Origin of the sequence: Streptomyces sp. NPDC048182 (assembly GCF_043202555.1) — a bacterium.
Lineage (GTDB): Bacteria > Actinomycetota > Actinomycetes > Streptomycetales > Streptomycetaceae > Streptomyces.
In genome coordinates this window covers 163,636-178,808 of record NZ_JBIDAQ010000014.1, presented here as the reverse complement: position 1 = coordinate 178,808, position 15,173 = coordinate 163,636, and the positions used below count along the sequence as shown (strand labels likewise).

General features: G+C 73.4%; 13 protein-coding genes. 4 read left to right on the top strand and 9 right to left on the bottom strand.

Annotated elements, in window-relative coordinates; all coding sequences use genetic code 11:
- Window positions 1–4: 4 nt before the first annotated feature.
- The 4 genes from ACGFZL_RS25490 to ACGFZL_RS25475 are packed head-to-tail and all read right to left on the bottom strand — an operon-like array spanning window position 5 to window position 4,493.
- On the bottom strand, window positions 5–895 hold the full coding sequence (locus ACGFZL_RS25490) for a DUF2510 domain-containing protein (RefSeq protein ID WP_393695076.1): 891 nt from the start codon (window positions 893–895) through the stop codon (window positions 5–7).
- A 37-nt stretch (window positions 896–932) separates the two neighbouring features.
- Window positions 933–1,715: a 3-oxoacyl-ACP reductase gene (locus ACGFZL_RS25485; RefSeq protein ID WP_393695021.1), complete on the bottom strand. Its 783-nt coding sequence runs from the start codon at window positions 1,713–1,715 to the stop codon at window positions 933–935.
- Window positions 1,712–3,085, bottom strand: a complete 1,374-nt coding sequence (locus ACGFZL_RS25480) for an aldehyde dehydrogenase family protein (RefSeq protein WP_393695019.1) — start codon at window positions 3,083–3,085, stop codon at window positions 1,712–1,714. Before ACGFZL_RS25480 ends, ACGFZL_RS25485 begins: the two co-directional genes overlap by 4 nt.
- Before the next feature lie 37 nt (window positions 3,086–3,122).
- Window positions 3,123–4,493: a glutamine synthetase family protein gene (locus ACGFZL_RS25475; protein ID WP_393695017.1), complete on the bottom strand. Its 1,371-nt coding sequence runs from the start codon at window positions 4,491–4,493 to the stop codon at window positions 3,123–3,125.
- Window positions 4,494–4,575: 82 nt separating this feature from the next.
- Here ACGFZL_RS25475 and ACGFZL_RS25470 point away from each other — a divergent pair, with 82 nt between their 5' ends.
- Together ACGFZL_RS25470 and ACGFZL_RS25465 are read left to right on the top strand one after the other, a co-directional pair.
- Entirely contained in the window at window positions 4,576–5,328 is a 753-nt protein-coding gene (locus tag ACGFZL_RS25470; RefSeq protein ID WP_393695015.1) for a FadR/GntR family transcriptional regulator, read from the top strand.
- Window positions 5,329–5,369: 41 nt separating this feature from the next.
- Window positions 5,370–6,074, top strand: coding sequence for a gamma-glutamyl-gamma-aminobutyrate hydrolase family protein (locus ACGFZL_RS25465; RefSeq protein ID WP_393695013.1), 705 nt, complete (start codon window positions 5,370–5,372; stop codon window positions 6,072–6,074).
- A 474-nt stretch (window positions 6,075–6,548) separates the two neighbouring features.
- Here the strand turns inward: ACGFZL_RS25465 and ACGFZL_RS25460 are convergent, their stop codons facing one another.
- Window positions 6,549–7,460: a LysR substrate-binding domain-containing protein gene (locus ACGFZL_RS25460; protein WP_355172784.1), complete on the bottom strand. Its 912-nt coding sequence runs from the start codon at window positions 7,458–7,460 to the stop codon at window positions 6,549–6,551.
- 70 nt (window positions 7,461–7,530) lie between these two features.
- Here ACGFZL_RS25460 and ACGFZL_RS25455 point away from each other — a divergent pair, with 70 nt between their 5' ends.
- The gene (locus ACGFZL_RS25455; RefSeq protein WP_393695011.1) at window positions 7,531–8,679 is read left to right on the top strand and encodes a C4-dicarboxylate ABC transporter; all 1,149 of its coding nucleotides are present in this window, start codon (window positions 7,531–7,533) and stop codon (window positions 8,677–8,679) included.
- Here the strand turns inward: ACGFZL_RS25455 and ACGFZL_RS25450 are convergent.
- The 4 genes from ACGFZL_RS25450 to ACGFZL_RS25435 all read right to left on the bottom strand — a co-directional run bounded on the left by ACGFZL_RS25450 (window position 8,606) and on the right by ACGFZL_RS25435 (window position 14,046).
- Entirely contained in the window at window positions 8,606–9,325 is a 720-nt protein-coding gene (locus ACGFZL_RS25450; RefSeq protein WP_393695009.1) for a helical backbone metal receptor, read from the bottom strand. The genes ACGFZL_RS25455 and ACGFZL_RS25450 overlap by 74 nt on opposite strands.
- A complete protein-coding gene (locus ACGFZL_RS25445; protein WP_355172778.1) occupies window positions 9,322–9,891 on the bottom strand; it encodes an XRE family transcriptional regulator in 570 nt (189 codons plus the stop codon). The genes ACGFZL_RS25450 and ACGFZL_RS25445 overlap by 4 nt, the downstream gene beginning before the upstream one ends.
- Before the next feature lie 461 nt (window positions 9,892–10,352).
- The gene (locus ACGFZL_RS25440; RefSeq protein ID WP_355172776.1) at window positions 10,353–12,965 is read right to left on the bottom strand and encodes an ABC transporter permease/substrate binding protein; all 2,613 of its coding nucleotides are present in this window, start codon (window positions 12,963–12,965) and stop codon (window positions 10,353–10,355) included.
- A complete protein-coding gene (locus ACGFZL_RS25435) occupies window positions 12,958–14,046 on the bottom strand; it encodes a glycine betaine/L-proline ABC transporter ATP-binding protein (RefSeq protein WP_393695006.1) in 1,089 nt (362 codons plus the stop codon). The genes ACGFZL_RS25440 and ACGFZL_RS25435 overlap by 8 nt, the downstream gene beginning before the upstream one ends.
- Before the next feature lie 193 nt (window positions 14,047–14,239).
- Between ACGFZL_RS25435 and ACGFZL_RS25430 the strand changes: the two genes are divergently transcribed.
- Complete coding sequence (locus tag ACGFZL_RS25430; RefSeq protein WP_393695074.1) at window positions 14,240–15,145, top strand: 5'-3' exonuclease H3TH domain-containing protein; 906 nt, start codon at window positions 14,240–14,242, stop codon at window positions 15,143–15,145.
- The last annotated feature ends 28 nt before the right edge of the window (window positions 15,146–15,173 follow it).

The following is a 15,173-nucleotide window of genomic DNA, read 5'->3' as shown; positions in this document are numbered from 1 at the left end:
CCGGTCAGGGGCCGACGCTGCTGCCCACTCCCCCGCCCGTGGCGCCGGCGGCCCTGATGGACTTGGTGATGCGGTCCATGTCGGCGAGCGGCGGCCCGTCCTCGCCGGCGTCGAAGACGTAGCGGACCAGGACCGGGGACTCGGTGCCGACGCTGGCGGGGAAGGCCATCGACTGCACGTATCCGCCGGGGCCCTTGGCCGTGCTGACCTGCCAGCGCACGAAGTACCCCGCGCGGCCGGCCACCGCGACCGGGCCGGCTCCCACGACCCGGTGCGAGGTGACGCCGCCGAAGGGCTTGTTGCCGACCAGGTCGCGGTCGTAGGCGTCGTCGGCGGCGTCCTGGATGTCCTGTTCGGCCAGCGCCCGGGGCGCGGACTCGGCGTTGGCGGTGACGGTGCGGGAGATGACCAGGCCGTGGTGGCACACGCTGCCGTCGGCGGGGCAGTCGTAGGACCCGGCGGTCGTCATCATGACGTCGTGCTCGGCGACGTAGCGCGGCCGTTCCCAGCCCTTCGGGAGCCGGAAGCTGATGCCGTTGAGTTCGTCCCGGACCGCGTCGGGATCCTCCCGGGCGGCCGGGGACGAGCCGGGAACCGTGGTCGGCGGCGCCGGGTCGGCGGGCGGGGAGGGCGCCGTGGTCGGCAGGGTGCGCGCCCCCGGGTCGCCGCCGTCGTCCTCGCGGAGGAAGAACACGCCGGTGACGATCGCGGCGACCAGCACGGCCGCCGCCGTCACCAGGGCGACGGCCCTCCCGCGCCCGCCGCCCCGCCCGCCGGCCAGGGGCTGCGTCGGCGCCTCGGGGACGCGCCGGTGCTCGGTCCAGGCCGTGCCGTCCCACCAGCGCTCCTGGTGCGGGGCGGTGGGGTCGCGGTACCAGCCGGGCGGGGGCGTCATGCTCATTACGGCACTGTAGGCCGCCGTGCGCGGCGGGTTACAGCGGTGTGACGTACGCCCCGGAGATTCCGCCGTCGACCAGGAAGTCGGTGGCGTTGACGAAGGAGGAGTCGTCACTGGCCAGGAAGGCGACGGCGGCGGCGATCTCCTCGGCCCGGGCGAACCGGCCGACCGGGACGTGCACCAGCCGGCGGGCGGCCCGCTCCGGGTCCTTCGCGAACAGCTCGCGCAGCATCGGGGTGTCCACCGGACCCGGGCACAGCGCGTTGACGCGGATGCCCTCGCGGGCGAACTGCACGCCCAGTTCCCGGGACATGGCGAGCACGCCGCCCTTGGACGCGGTGTACGAGATCTGGGAGGTGGCCGCGCCCATCCGGGCCACGAAGGACGCGGTGTTGATGACCGACCCCCGGCCCTGGCGCCGCATGTACGGCAGGACGGCCTTGCAGCACAGGTAGACGGAGGTGAGGTTGACCTCCTGCACCCGCCGCCACGCCTCCAGGCCGGTCTCCAGGATCGAGTCGTCGTCGGGCGGTGAGATGCCGGCGTTGTTGAAGGCGACGTCGACGCTGCCGTAGGCGTCGTGCGCCGCCCGGAACAGCGCCTCGACCTGTTCGGCGTCGGTGACGTCGGCCTTGACGAAGAGTCCGCCGACCTCTTCGGCGGCGGCCTCGCCGGCGGCGTGGTCGATGTCGGCGCAGACGACGTGGGCGCCCTCGGCGGCGAGGCGGCGGGCGGAGGCGAGGCCGATGCCGCTGCTGGCACCGGTGACGACGGCGGTACGGCCGACCAGGCGGCGGCAGACGTGGGAGTCGGTCACTGTGCGGGGCCCTCCGTGCTGATGAAGACGTTCTTGGTCTCGGTGAAGGCGGTCAGGGCGTCCGGGCCGAGTTCGCGGCCGAGGCCGGACTGCTTGAAGCCGCCGAAGGGGGTGAAGTAGCGGACGCTGGAGTGGGAGTTGACGGACAGGTTGCCGGCCTTGACGGCTCCGGCGACGCGCAGGGCGCGGCCGACGTCCCGGGTCCACAGGGAGCCGGAGAGGCCGTAGGGGGTGTCGTTGGCGAGGCGGACGGCGTCCTGTTCGTCGGTGAAGGGCAGCAGCACGGCGACCGGTCCGAAGACCTCCTCGCGGGCGGCCGGGGCGTCCGCCTGCTCCCCGGTGAGGACGGTGGGCGGGAACCAGAAGCCGGGCCCGTCGGGGGCGGTGCCGCGCAGGGCGGGGGCGTCGTCGGGGACGTAGGAGCGGACGCGGTCGCGCTGGGCGGCGGAGATCAGCGGGCCCATCTGGGTCTTCTCGTCGGCCGGGTCGCCGACCACGACGGCGGCGAGGGACGCGGCGAGCAGTTCGCGGGCCTCCTCGAACACCGGCTCCTGGACCAGGATCCGGGTGCGGGCGCAGCAGTCCTGGCCGGCATTGTCGAGGAAGGAGAACGGGTCGAGGGCGGCGGTGAGGTCGGCGTCGGCGAAGACGACGTTGGGGCTCTTGCCGCCCAGCTCCAGGGTGACCGGCTTGGCCTGGCGGGCGCAGCGCTCCATGACCTCGCGGCCGGTGCGGGTGGAGCCGGTGAACACGATCTTGGCGACGTCCGGGTGGTCCACCAGGGCGCGTCCCGCGGTGTGCCCATGACCGGGCAGCACCTGGAAGAGGTGCTCGGGCAGGCCGGCCGCCAGGGCGAGTTCGGCGAGGCGCAGGGCGGTGAGGGGGGTGGTCTCGGCGGGCTTGAGGACGACCGCGTTGCCGGCCGCGAGCGCCGGGAAGGCGCCCCAGGCGGCGATGGGCATCGGGAAGTTCCAGGGGGCGATGACGCCGACGACGCCGAGCGGTTCCTGGAAGGTGACGTTCCAGCCGCCGGGGGCCGGGATCTGCGTGCCCAGGAGGCGCTCGGCGCCGCCGGCCGCGTACAGCAGCAGGTCGCGGGCGTTGCCCGCCTCCCAGCGGGCGTTGCCGAGGATGTGGCCGGCCTCGCGGACCTCCAGGCGGGCCAGCTCCTCGGCGTGCGCGTCGACCTGGTCGGCGAAGCGGCGCAGCAGCCGGGCCCGGTCGGCGGGGGCGGTGGCGGCCCACCGGTGCTGGGCGCGGACGGCACGTACCACGGCGGCGGCCACGTCCTCCTCGGACGCGGCGGGGACGGTGGCGACGACCTCTTCGGTGGCGGGGTTGCGGACGGTCAGCTGGTGCGGGTCGGACACGTGACGGCCTTTCATCACCGGTCGGTCTTCGGCTGCGTTACATGCGTTCGAAGGAGCGGCGCAGCTCCCAATCGGTGACCGCGGCGTCGAAGGCGTCCAGTTCGACGCGGGCCATGTTGCGGTAGTGGGCGACCACCTCGTCGCCGAAGGCGGCACGGGCGATCTCGCTGCGCTCCCACAGCTCGGCGGCCTCGCGCAGGGTGGTGGGGACGTGCGCGTAGTCGGCGGTGTAGGCGTTGCCGGTGCAGGGCTCGGGCAGGTCGAGCCGGTGCTCGACGCCGTACAGGCCGGCCGCGACGAGCCCGGCGACGGCGAGATAGGGGTTGACGTCCCCACCGGGCAGGCGGTTCTCGAAGCGCAGCGAACGGCCGTGACCGACCACTCGCAGGGCACAGGTGCGGTTGTCGTGGCCCCAGGCGACGGCGGTCGGCGCGAAGGAGCCCGGCTGGAAGCGCTTGTAGGAGTTGATGTGCGGGGCGTAGAGCAGGGAGAAGTCGCGCAGGGCGGCGAGCTGGCCGGCCAGGAAGTACCGCATCACCTCGGACATGCCGTCGGCCGCGCCGTCGGGTCCGGCCATCGCGTTGCCGCCGTCGGCGTCGGCGAGGGAGAGGTGGATGTGGCAGGAGTTGCCCTCGCGCTCGTCGTACTTGGCCATGAAGGTCAGCGACATGCCCTCCTGGGCGGCGATCTCCTTGGCACCGGTCTTGTAGATCGCGTGCTGGTCACAGGTGGTGAGGGCCTCGTCGTAGCGGAAGACGATCTCCTGCTGACCCGGATTGCACTCGCCCTTGGCGGACTCGACGGTGAGACCGGCGCCGGCCATCTCGTTGCGGATGCGGCGCAGCAGGGGTTCGACGCGGCCGGTGCCGAGGACCGAGTAGTCGGTGTTGTACTGGTTGGCCGGGGTCAGCCCCCGGTAGGCGGCGTCCCAGGCCTGCTCGTAGGTGTCCTTGAAGAGGATGAACTCCAGCTCGGTCCCGGCCTGCGCGGTCCAGCCGTGCTCGGCCAGGCGGTCCAGCTGGCGGCGCAGGATCTGGCGCGGGGCGGGGGTGACCGGGGTGCCGTCGTCCCAGGCGAGGTCGGCGACAAGCAGGGCGGTGCCGGGGTGCCAGGGGATCCGGCGCAGGGTGGCGGGGTCGGGGCGCATGGCGAAGTCGCCGTAGCCGCGGTCCCAGGAGGACATCGCGTAGCCGTCGACGGTGTTCATCTCGGCGTCCACGGCGAGCAGGTAGTTGCAGCCCTCGGTGCCGTGCTCGAGGACCTCGTCCAGGAAGAAGCGGGCCGCGAAGCGCTTGCCCTGGAGGCGGCCCTGCATGTCCGGGAAGGCCAGCACGACGGTGTCGATCTCGCCGCTCGCGACCAGGGCGTGCAGTTCCTCGACCGCGAGCGGGGGCGTGCGGTGTGCCACGGGGGCTCCTCGATCGTCCTTCGACGGCTGGAAGCCATAAGGTATGACCGGGAACCATTGCTTGGGAAGGGGGCGCGGCCCTGTGACGGAGGAAACCGGCCGCCCGCCGGACGCCGGGGCGGGGACGGAGGCGCTGGCCGGGGTGCTGCGGCCGGTGCGACGGGCGGGCAACGGGTTCGAGGAGGCCCTGGAGCAGGTCCTCCAGGTGCTGCGGCTCGGCCTGGTGCCGGCGGGCGGACGGCTGCCGGCCGAGCGGGAGCTGGCGGAACGGCTCGGGATCAGCCGGGTCACGCTGCGCGAGGTGCTGCGGGTGCTGCACGACCAGGGGCTGGTGGAGGCGCGCCGGGGACGGTACGGGGGCACCTTCGTGCTGCCCGGCGCGGAACCGGCGGGCGCGGGCGAGCTGCGGCGCCGGATGGCCGGGGTGGACCTGGAGGACGTACTGCGCTTCCGGGAGGTCCTGGAGGTGGGGGCGGCGGGGCTGTGCGCCGCGCACGGTCTGGCGGACGGGGCGGCGGAGCGGCTGCGGGCGGCGCTGGCCGGCACGCGGGAGGCGCCGCTGGCGGAGTACCGGCGCCGGGACACGCTGCTGCACCTCACGCTGGCCGAGCTGTGCGGGTCGCCGAGCCTGGCGGAGCGGTACGCGGCGGTGCGGGCGACGGTGAACGGGCTGCTGGACTGTATCCCGCTCCTGGTACGGAACCTGGAGCACTCGCAGGCGCAGCACGCGGCGCTGGTGACTTCCGTGCTCGACGGGGACGCGGACGGGGCGCGGGAGACCATGCGGGAGCACTGCGCCGGGACGGCGGCGCTGCTGCGCGGGTTCCTGACATAAAGGTACGTGGACGATCCATTGCGGAAGGCAGGACGGGCCGGATGACGACGGGCGCGGCGGGCAGGCCGCTGATCGGGGTCAGTACGTATCTGGAGCACGGGGCGCGCTGGGGCGTGTGGGAGCTGGAGGCGGCGCTGCTGCCGGCCGGGTACCCGAGGCTGGTGCAGCGGGCGGGGGGTCTGGCCGTGATGCTGCCGCCGGACGCGCCGGAGCACGCCGCGGCGACCGTGGCCCGGGTGGACGCGGTGGTGATCGCGGGCGGCCCGGACGTGGAGCCGGCCCGTTACGGCGCCGAACCGGACCCGCGCACCGGGCCGCCGGCCCGCGCCCGCGACACGTGGGAGCTGGCGCTGATCGAGGCGGCGCTGGCCCGGGGGGTGCCGCTGCTCGGGGTCTGCCGGGGGATGCAGCTGCTGAACGTGGCGCTGGGCGGGACGCTGGTGCAGCACATCGAGGGGCACGCGGAGGTGGTGGGCGTCTTCGGGGGGCACCCCGTCCGTCCGGTGCCGGGCACGCGGTACGCGGACATCGTGCCGGAGGTCTGCTTCGTCCCGACCTACCACCACCAGGCGGTCGCCCGCCTGGGCACCGGCCTGATCCCCTCCGCCCACGCGGCCGACGGCACGGTGGAGGCGGTTGAGCTGCCGCGGGCCTCCGGGTGGGTGCTGGGTGTGCAGTGGCACCCCGAGATGGGCGAGGACGTGCGGGTGATGCGGGCCCTGGTGGAGGCGGCGGCGGGCGTCTGAGGGCCCCGGGGGTGGTGCGGTCGTATGCAGGCCGCGGGCACGTCGTGGCTGTTCGCGCAGTTCCCCGCGCCCCTAAAGCCATGGGTTGCGGCCGGCGACGGAGCTGCGGGCACGTCGTGGTTGATCGCGCAGTTCCCCGCGCCCCTAAAAGCCATGGGTTGCGGCCGGGGACGAGGCTGCGGGCGCGTCGTGGCTCGTCGCGCAGTTCCCCGCGCCCCTGGAGGGGCGTTCGGGGCATCGTCCCTCCAGGGGCGCGGGGAACTGCGCGAACAACCCCCTACCGCCCGCAGCCGCCATGGAGCAGCAACCCCCTACCCCGTAGGCGCCCCAGGGGCGCGGGGAACTGCGCGAGCAACCGCCGATCGCCCGCAGCCGCAATGAGACCGCACCCCGCTGCCTCCTGGGCGCTCAGGGGCGCGGGGAACTGCGCGAACGGCCACGACGCAGCCGCAGCCCGCCGCAGGACCGCAACCCTCACCCCCGCGTCAGCGACAGCAGCCGCCGGGCCGGGCCCGTCGGACGATGCCCCGTGGGCCACACCGCGCGCAGGTCTCGCGAGAGACCCGCGTCCGCCACGGGGACAGCCACCAGGCGGCGCGTGGTCAGCTCCTCGCCGACGGCCAGTTCGCTCAGTACGGCAGGCCCCGCCCCACCCACCGCCGCCGCCTTGACCGCCGTCGTGGAGGAGACCTCGATGAGCGGCCGGGCCAACCCCCCGAGCGCCGCGTCGAGCACCTGCCGCGTCCCCGACCCCTGCTCGCGCAGGATCAGCGGGGTCGACGCCAGTTCCGCCGCCGCCAGAGGGCGCCGGCGCCGCGCCCAGGGATGGCCCGGCGCCGTCACCACCACCAGCCGGTCATGGGCGATGACCGTCGAGTCGAGCCCGGCCGGCACACTCACCCCCTCCACGAACCCCAGGTCCGCCTCGCCGTCCAGCAGCCGCCGCGCCACCGCCGCCGAGTTCCCGGCCAGCAGCGACACCGCCGTGTCGGGCAACTGCGTGCGCAGCGCGACCAGCCAGCCCGGCAGCAGGTACTCCGCGATGGTCATGCTCGCCGCCACCCGCAGCCGCGAGTCCCGCCGGTCCCGCAGCGCCTGCGCCCCCGCGTCGAAGGACTCCGCCGCCTCGACGATCCGCCGCGCCCAGTCGGTGACCAGCGCACCGGCGTCGGTGAGCCGGGAGCCGCGCGGCGAGCGGTCCACCAGGGCGACGCCCAGCTGACGCTCCATGGACCGGATCCGGCTGCTGGCGGCCGGCTGCGTGATGCCCAGCTCGCGCGCCGCCCCGCCGAGACTGCCCAGCCGGGCCACCGCGAGGAGCAGCTCCAGCGCCCCGAGGTCCGGCACCCGGTGCGTCAGTGTTCCCGCCCGCTGCTCCTCACCCATAACCCCAGCTTATGCCCTCATAGACACGTACTCCCTGGTCGCCGCCGCCCGCCCCGGCAAGGGTGGATCCATGGTCACCGTCGCCCAACCCACCCCCACCCCCACCCTCTCCCCCAGGTTCCCGGCGGTGCGCCACCTCGGACCCAACTGGTATGCCTGCGTCATGGGCACCGCCGCCATGGCCACCGCCGGAGCCGCCCTCCCCTGGCACCCGCCCGGCCTGCGCACCCTCTGCACGGCCTTCTGGGCACTCTCCCTCCTCCTGCTGACGGCGCTGCTCACCGCCCGCTCCCTGCACTGGCGCCACCACCGCGACCGGGCCCGAGCCCACCTCGCCGACCCCGCCGCGGCCCCCTTCTACGGCTGCCTCTCGATGGCCCTCACGGCGACCGCCGGCGCCACACTGACCGTCGGGAAGGACTGGACGGGGACCACGGTCTCGGTCGCCCTCGGCGCCGCGCTGTTCACCGCCGGCACGGTCACCGCGCTCGCGGCGGCCGTCGCGGTGCCGTACCTGATGGCCGTGCGGCACCGCGTCGACCCGGCCACCGCCACTCCCGTCTGGCTGCTGCCGCTGGTCGCGCCGATGGTGTCCGCCGCCGTCGGCCCGCTGCTCGTCCCGCACCTGCCGCCGGGCCTGCCCGCCCGCACCCTGCTGCTCGGCTGCCTCGCCCTGTTCGGCGCGAGCCTGCTCGCCGTCCTCGCCGTGCTGCGGCTGATCGTCGGACGGCTGCTCACCGGCGATCCCCTGCCGCTCGCCCTCACGCCGACGCTCTTCCTGGTGCTCGGCCCGCTCGGCCAGTCCACCACCGCCACGGCCGCGATCGCCGACGCGGCCCGGGGCACCGCCCCCGGCGCCACGGCCCTGCGCGGCTTCGCCGTGCTGTACGGGATGCCGGTCATGGGGTTCGCGCTGCTGTGGCTGTGTCTGGCCACCGCGCACGTGGTGCGGGCCCGGCGCGCGGGCATGGGCTTCTCGATGACCTGGTGGGCGTTCACCTTCCCGGTCGGCACCTGCGTCACCGGCGCCGCGGCCCTGGCCCGGCACACCGGCCTGGCCGCCTACAACGTATTCGCACCGGCCCTGTACGCCGCCCTGGCCGTCGCCTGGGCGGTCGCCGCCGTGCACACCGCCCGCGGAGTCGTCAGCGGCGCGCTGCTGCGAGGGCCCGGCCGAGCACCCGTGGAGCGTCGGCCAGTGACGGCCCGTACCAGGTGAGGCTGCGGCCGTCCACCAGGGCGCACGGCAGCCCGGGGAAAGCCTCCGGGCCGTCGTCGGCGGTGAAGCGGTAGGGCTCGTCAGGCAGGACGACGAGGCCGGGCTCCGCGGCGCGCAGCTCCTCGACCGGCACCTTCGGGTAGCGCTCGGCGTGCCCGGCGTACAGGTGGTCGACGCCGAGGCGGGCGAGGAGGTCGCCGGCGAAGGTGTCCCGGCCGAGCACCATCCACGGCCGGCGCCAGATCGGCACGACGGCGGTGCGGCGGGCCTCCGGCCGGGGCGGCGCCGCCCACGCCTCCTCGGCCGCGTCCAGCCAACGGGGCCGGGAGCGCGCGCCGCAGGCGGTGAGCACCCGGGCCAGCTCGGCGAGGCCCTGTGGCACCGTGCGCACCTCGGTGACCAGCACCTCGACGCCCGCCGCGCGCAGCGCGTCCAGGTCGGGGGCGCGGTTCTCCTCCTCGTTGGCGAGGACGAGATCGGGGCGCAGGGCGATGATCCGGTCGGTCTTCGGGTTCTTGGTGCCGCCGATCCGGGCCACGTCCAGGCCGGCCGGGTGCGTGCACCAGTCGGTGGCTCCCGTCAGCGCGCCGGGGACCGTGGCGGCGACGGCCTCGGTGAGCGAGGGGACCAGGGAGACGACCCTCACCGGCGGGGCCGGTTCCTGACCGCCTCGATGTGCTCGGCGACCGCGACGACCAGCAGCCGGGTGTCGGGCACGGTGGCCCGCCAGCGGTGCCGGACGCCCCCGGTGAGGTAGAGGGTGTCGCCGCGGCCGAGGCGGTAGGCGCGACCCTCGGCCTCGATCTCCACCGCACCCTCGGCGACGTACATCAACTGGTCGTTGCGGTACTGGAGTTCGCGGCCCGCGTCATGGTCGCCGGTGAACTCCGAGGCGTGCATCTGGTGGTGCCCGCGCACCAGGGAGCGCACCTGCGGTGCGAGGTCGGGCCCGGACTCCTCGGCCCGTACCACGTCCACGCTGCACGCGGGGTCGGCGGCGGCGAGCAGCTCCACCGCGGTGGTGCGCAGCGCGTCGGCCACCTTCTCCAGGGAGCTCTGGCTGGGCCGCGCCCGGTCGTTCTCGATCTGGCTCAGGAAGGGCACGGACAGGCCGCTGCGCTCGGCCACGACGGCGAGGGTCAGCTCCAGGCCGCGCCGGCGCCGCCGCACCGCCGCGCCCACCCGCAGGGGTTGGTCCTTGTGGTCGCCCATCGCTCCGGCTCCCTCCTTCGCCCGTCGCCGCCCCTGCGCCGCACCTTCGCCGCGCCTTCACCGCCCAAGGGGTTCTCTGCACCCTACGCAGGTCCGGCAAACCGTTTCACGCGGTCGTCACATCGGCGTCACGGTGCGGTGGCCGGGACCTCACGGCTCTCGCCACCGCGGGCGTCCCGTCCGTCGACGGGTCTCCATGTTCCCACCGGTCCGCCCCCTTCGGATACCGCGACCGGTCGGCGGCCTGGCGCTCCGTGGTTGGCCGGATCCTTGCCGTGCGACGAGCGAGGGGTGGGGGGGGGGGCCCCGCGGGGGCCGGCCCCCCCCCCCCCCGGGGGCCCCCCCCCCCCCCGCCGCCGCCCGCCCCCCCGCCCCCGCGGGGGGGGGGGGGGGGGGGGGGGGGGGCGCCCCCCCCGCCGCCCCCCCCCCCCCCCCCCCCTCGGGTGACCGCGGACCGGCCGCTACGGAGTCATCCGGCCGACCATGTCCGGGTGCTCCTTGAGCCAGGCGGCCACGGCGTCCTCCTCGTGGCCCTGCCCCTGGTCCTTGATCTCGGCCTCCAGGCTGCCCAGCTCGTCCTCGCTCATCTTGAAGTTCTTGATCCACTTGGTGAGCTGCGGATACTCGCCCGGGAACTTCTTGTTCGAGATGGTGCGGATGGTGTTGCCCTCGCCGAAGAGCTTCTTGTCGTCGGCCAGCTTGGTCAGCTTGTACTCGTTGTACGCCCAGTGCGGCGACCAGAGCACGACGGCGACCGGCTCCTTCTTGGCGTAGGCCCGCTTCAGCTCGGCCAGCATCGCCGGGGTGGAGCCGTCGACGACCTTGTACTCCTTGTCCAGGCCGTAGCCGGGCAGCACCTTGTTCTTCAGCAGGTCCATCTCACCGGTGCCGGGCTCGATACCGATGATCTTCCCGTGGAAGGTGCCGGACTTCCCCTTGAGGTCCGCGAGGGACTTGACGTCCTTCACGTACGAGGGGACGGCCACCTCCAGGGACGTCGGCTGGTACCAGCTGCCGAGGTCGGTGAGGTTGTCCTTGCTCTTGTCCCAGAAGTTCTTCTGGGCGTACGGCAGCCAGGCGTCGAAGTTGACGTCCAGGTCGCCGGAGGCGAGGCCGGTGTAGACCGGGCCGACGTCCATCTGCTTGAGGTTCAGCTTGTAGCCGCGCCGCTCCAGGACGTTCTTCCACAGGTAGGTGACGGCGACGTCCTCGTCCCAGGGGAACCAGGCCACGTCGAGGGCCTGCTTGGCCTCGGCGGGCTTGGCGCCGGCGCCCTCGACCGGGGCCAGCTTGTCGACCAGGCCCGGGTTGTCCTTCAGCCAGCCGCGGACGGCGTCCTGCTGGCCGCCCTTGCCGGCCTTGTTGATCGCGGCCTCGAGGCTGGTGAGCTGCTTCTCGGTCAGCGAGAACTTCTTCAGCCACTTGGCGACGGCCGGGTTGTCCCCGGCGAACCCCTTGCGGGACAGGGTGTGCACGCCGTCGCCCTTGCCCCAGGCGCCCTTGGGGTCCTTGAGCTTCTTCAGGTCGTAGTCGTTGTACGCCCAGTGCGGGGACCACAGGGTGGTGAGGATCGGCTCCTTCTTGGAGTAGGCGCGCTTCAGCTCGGCCAGCATGGCGGGCGTGGAGCTGTCGACGGCCTTGTACTCCTTGTCGAGGCCGTACTCCTTCATCACCTTGCTCTTGAGCAGGGACATCTCACCGGCGCTGGACTCGATGCCGGTGATCTTGCCGTCGAAGGTGCCGCCCTTGCCCTTGAGGTCGTCCAGGGAGTCGATGCCCTTGACGTAGGAGGGCACGGCCAGCTCCAGGGACGTCTGCTTGTACCAGGCGCCGAGGTCGTCGAGCTGCTTGCCGTACTTCTTCCAGTACTGCTCGTGCGTGGTGGGCAGCCAGGAGTCGGTCTCGAAGTCGACGCTGCCCTGGGCCAGCGAGGTGTAGAGCGGGCCGGCCTCGTACTGCTTGACGTCGACCTTGTACCCGCGCTGTTCGAGGATCTCCTTCCACAGGAAGGTGGAGGCGACGCCCTCGTCCCACGGGATGTAGCCGATGGTGACCTTCTTGCCCTGGCCGACGTTCTTGCCGTCGGCGACCGGGGCGGAGTCGCCGTCGCTCCCGCCGAAGAGGCCCATGCCGCCGGCCACCAGGCCGAGGATCACGACGCCGATCACGGCGACCTGCGGGCGGGGGCGGTAGGACCAGATCTTGAGGCCCTGCGCGGCGCGCGCCTTGGCGGCGGCGCGGCGCCCCAGCGGGGAGACCTGGGTGCCCAGGGCACTGGTCATCCGGTCCAGGTAGATCGCGAGGATCACGATGGCGACGCCGGCCTCGGAGCCGAGGCCCACGTTGAGCTGGCCGATGGCCTCGTTGACGTCGCCACCGAGGCCGCCGGTGCCGACCATGCCGGCGATCGCGGCCATGGACAGGCCGAGCATGATCACCTGGTTGACGCCCGCCATCACGGTGGGCAGCGCCAGCGGCAGCTGGACGCGCAGCAGTGTGTTGCGCTTGGAGGTGCCGAACGCCTCGGCGGCCTCGACCAGCTCCTGGTCGACCTGGCGGATGCCCAGCTCGGTCATGCGGACGCCGGGGGCGAGCGCGAAGATCAGCGTGGCGACGATGCCGGCGGAGGCGCCGGTGCCGAAGAACAGGATCGCCGGGATGAGGTAGATCATCGCGGGCAGCGTCTGCATGAAGTCGAGCACCGGCCGCACCACGGCGCTGACCCGGTCCGAGCGGGCCGCCCAGATGCCGACCGGCACGGATATCACCAGGGCTATCAGTGTGGCGACCAGCACCAGGGACAGCGTCACCATCGCGTTGTCCCAGAGTTCCAGGGAGTCGATGAAGGCGAAGCCGAGGAAGGTCAGGACGCCGGCCACGGTGCCGCGCAGCCAGAAGGCGATCACCGCGAAGATGCCGGCGAGAAGCAGCGGCTGGGGCGCCTGGAGGACGGCGACGATGGCGTCGTAGGCGCCGGTGAAGACGCTCTTGAAGAAGTCGAACAGCCACGAGACGTGGGCGAGCAGCCAGTCGACCGCGTCGTTGACCCAGTCGCCGAGCGGGATCCTAGGCACGGGCCATCACCTTCTCGCCGCCCTTGTCACGCGGCGTGTCGCAGATGCCGGCCTCGGCCTGCTCGTCGCCGAGGAAGCCGATCAGCCGCCGGTCCGGCACGACGCCGACCAGCCGGCCGCCCTTCTCGACCACGGCCACGGGGTGCGGCACACGGGCGCTGATGGCGCACAGCTCGGTGAACGGCGTCTCGGGCGTCGCGGTCTCGCAGCCGCAGTCCGCCTCGTCGCCGCGCACGTCGGTGTCCATGACCGCGCCGGCGGTCAGCACCCGGGAGCGGTCGACATCCTGGGTGAAGGAGGCGACGTAGTCGTTGGCGGGCTTGATCAGGATGTCCTGGGCGGTGCCGATCTGCACGATCCGGCCGTCCCGCATCATGGCGACGCGGTCGCCCAGGCGCATGGCCTCGTTCAGGTCGTGGGTGATGAAGACGATGGTCTTCTTCAGCTTCTTCTGCAGTTCCAGCAACTGGTCCTGCATGTCGCGGCGGATCAGCGGGTCCAGCGCGCTGAAGGACTCATCCATGAGGAGCAGGTCGGCGTCGGTGGCCAGCGCGCGGGCCAGGCCCACCCGCTGCTGCATGCCGCCGGACAGCTCGTCGGGCCAGGACTTCTCCCAGCCGGCCAGGCCGCACAGGGCGAGCGCCTCGTCGGCGCGGCGTTCGCGCTCGGCGCGGGGCACGCCCTGCACTTCCAGGCCGTAGGCGGCGTTGTCGCGGACGCTGCGGTGCGGGAACAGCGCGAAGTGCTGGAAGACCATGCTGATCTGCTTGGAGCGGACCTCGCGCAGGCCCCGGTCACCGAGTTCGGTCAGGTCCTGGCCGCCGTAGCGGACATGCCCGGCGGTCGGCTCGAGCAGGCCGTTGAGCATGCGCAGCAGGGTGGACTTGCCGGACCCGGACAGCCCCATGACCACGAAGATCTCACCGGGCTCCACCGTGAAGGAGGCGTCGATGACGGCGGCCGTGGTGCCGTCGGCGCGCAGCTCCTCCCGGTCGGTTCCCTCACGCAGTCGTTCGACCGCCTGGTCGGGTCGTCTGCCGAAGACCTTGTACAGGTTCTCGGCCTCTAGCCTTGCTGACACGCTCACCTCGCGGCTCGGGGACAGGGACACGGGTCCGGAACCGGTGCGATTGTTGATCGCATCAACCAGCTTCGACCCGGCTGCGCGCATGCCCCGATCGCCTTCGGTCAAACTCGGAAGTGGCCCAGTTCACATGCCGCTCCCGCCCGGGGCCCGGGCCTGCGGCATGATGCGAGGCGTGACCGGACGACTGATGCTCCTCGACACCGCCTCCCTCTACTTCCGCGCCTACTTCGGCGTGCCGGACTCGGTGAAGGCCCCCGACGGCACACCGGTGAACGCCGTGCGCGGACTGCTCGACTTCATCGACCGCCTGGTGAAGGACCACCGCCCCGACCTCCTGGTCGCCTGCATGGACGCCGACTGGCGCCCGCACTGGCGGGTGGAGCTGATCCCCTCCTACAAGGCCCACCGGGTCGCCGAGGAACGCCCCGCGGGCCCCGACCAGGAGGAGGTACCGGACACCCTCTCCCCCCAGGTCCCGGTGATCGAGACCGTCCTGGACGCGCTCGGCATCGCCCGCGTCGGCGTGCCCGGCTACGAGGCCGACGACGTCATCGGCACCTACACCGCCCGCGCCACCGGGCCGGTCGACATCGTCACCGGCGACCGGGACCTCTACCAGCTGGTCGACGACGCCCGCGGGGTGCGCGTGCTCTACCCGCTCAAGGGCGTCGGCACCCTCCAGCTCACCGACGAGGCGTGGCTGCGCGAGAAGTACGGCGTCGACGGCGCCGGCTACGCCGACCTGGCGCTGCTGCGCGGCGACCCGAGCGACGGCCTGCCCGGGGTGCCCGGCATCGGCGAGAAGACGGCGGCCAAGCTGCTCGCCGAGTACGGCGACCTGGCCGGCATCCAGGCCGCGGCGGCGGACCCGGCGGCGAAGCTGACGCCCACCCAGCGCCGGCGGCTGACCGAGGCGGAGCCCTACCTCGCGGTGGCGCCGAAGGTGGTCCGGGTGGCCGGCGACGTGCCGCTGCCCGACGTGCCGACCGAGCTGCCGCACGCCCCGCGCGACCCGGCGGCGCTGAAGGAGCTGGCGGCACGCTGGGGCCTGGGCGGCTCGCTCGACCGTCTCCTGTCGACGCTCACCGCATAACGCCGGGGATGCTAGCTTAGGTATACCT

Bases quoted from the DNA above. Each gene is read 5' to 3' on its own strand.
- ACGFZL_RS25445 (WP_355172778.1), bottom strand. From the start codon at position 9,891: ATGGGCGACCACAAGGACCAACCCCTGCGGGTGGGCGCGGCGGTGCGG.
- ACGFZL_RS25490 (WP_393695076.1), bottom strand. From the start codon at position 895: ATGACGCCCCCGCCCGGCTGGTACCGCGACCCCACCGCCCCGCACCAG.
- ACGFZL_RS25430 (WP_393695074.1), top strand. From the start codon at position 14,240: ATGCTCCTCGACACCGCCTCCCTCTACTTCCGCGCCTACTTCGGCGTG.
- ACGFZL_RS25465 (WP_393695013.1), top strand. From the start codon at position 5,370: ATGACGACGGGCGCGGCGGGCAGGCCGCTGATCGGGGTCAGTACGTAT.
- ACGFZL_RS25460 (WP_355172784.1), bottom strand. From the start codon at position 7,460: ATGGGTGAGGAGCAGCGGGCGGGAACACTGACGCACCGGGTGCCGGAC.
- ACGFZL_RS25455 (WP_393695011.1), top strand. From the start codon at position 7,531: ATGGTCACCGTCGCCCAACCCACCCCCACCCCCACCCTCTCCCCCAGG.